The organism is Streptomyces phaeochromogenes (assembly GCF_001418655.1).
Taxonomy (GTDB): Bacteria; Actinomycetota; Actinomycetes; order Streptomycetales; family Streptomycetaceae; genus Streptomyces; species Streptomyces phaeochromogenes.
On the sequence record NZ_LIQZ01000517.1, the window covers coordinates 1 to 1446 of the forward strand.

Sequence of the window (1446 nt, forward strand, 5' to 3'; positions counted from 1 at the left end):
GAGTACGTCCACTACGCGGCCGGTAACCCGGCACAACGCCCCCGACTCGCCGCGTAGAAACAGTCCGGCACAGGAAGCAAACAGACACGCCTTGAAGGTGGCCACGAGAAGCCGTACCCCAGATGATCGAAGTCCTTTCCGCCCGCCGGCCCGTCCCGCACGCCGCCTGCGGGAACAGTCAGGCCGCGTGGCAGAGCGCCGTGGCGTCGGCCGGGGTCGAGGTGTGGACCACGGTCGCGCGCACGGAACGTGCTGTGGTTGCGGCCGACGAGCGGTTCCGCGCGAAGACCACAAGGCGCAGCACNNCGGTTCGCGCGCCCGCCCCCACCGAAGGTGAAGCGGGCATGCAGCTCGGTGGCGATGATCGTGGAGACCACGGTGATCAGGGCGTTGGCCAGGGTCCAGGGTATCCAGCAGGCGAGGGCCGCCACAGCGAAGCCGGAGGCGACCCCCACCCCGCCGCCGCAGAGCACGAAGCGCGCGAAGGCAGTGAAGGTGCCGGGTGCCGCCTGCTGCCTCTGCACTGTCTCCATGATCTGCCCCCTGATCGCCCACTCCACGTAACGCATCCCCTCGGCCGCGGGACCGAGGAGCACGCCATCAATGGTGCCATCATGGCACACACGTGGTGCCATTACGAGCCACTTGCGGTGCCATCGATGGCGCCAATGGCGTCACGGCACGGCGGAAGTCGCGAATATGCAGGTCTGCGGCCCAGGGGAGCCTCTTCACTCCTGCGGCCCCGCCGCGCCTCACCCATGATGGAAACGATTGCCCGCTCCGACGCTCCGAGGGGAGGCTCCATGGCCGACCATGCGACCCAACCGCATCCTGACGACCAGCCCGTACCCGTGGTCGACTGCGCCCTGTACAAGCACGGCAAGCGCCGCGCGGGAACCCTGCCGCTGACAGAAGCCATGGACACCGCCCGTACCAGCCCCGACAGCTTCGTGTGGATCGGACTGCGAGAGCCCACCACCGACCAGCTCAAAGTGGTGGCCGACGCCTTTGGCCTGCATCCGCTCGCGGTGGAGGACGCGGTCCACGCCCATCAGCGCCCGAAGCTCGAACGCTACGACGACAGCCTGTTCCTCGTCCTGAAGACCGTCGTCTACGTCGAGCACGACCGCCTCACGCCCACCAGCGAAGTCGTCTCCACCGGGGAGATCATGATCTTCGCAGGCCGTGATTTCGCTGTGGTCGTCGGGCACGGCGACTCCCCGGACCTCCTAGTCGTACGCCGACAGCTCGAAACCCAGCCGGAGCTGCTGGCCCACGGTCCGGCCGCCGTCGTACACGCCATCGCCGACACGGTCGTCGACCAGCACCTGGACGTGGTCCGCGCCATCGAAACGGATGTCGAACAGGTGGAGGCCGGCGTCTTCTCGCCGGAACGCACCGACGACTCGGGGCGTATCTACCAACTCAAGCGGGAGGTCCTGGAGC

The 1446-nt window shown here is 67.9% G+C and carries 2 protein-coding genes; both read left to right on the forward strand.

From position 1 onward, the window contains the following. Nucleotides 1–122: 122 nt before the first annotated feature. Nucleotides 123–304 (forward strand): hypothetical protein (locus AOK17_RS53050; RefSeq protein WP_245697779.1); only part of this gene is annotated, 182 nt, incomplete at its 3' end. Nucleotides 305–803: 499 nt separating this feature from the next. Next, nucleotides 804–1446, forward strand: a 643-nt coding sequence (locus AOK17_RS44395) for a CorA family divalent cation transporter (protein ID WP_281198683.1), incomplete at its 3' end; no start/stop codon positions are given.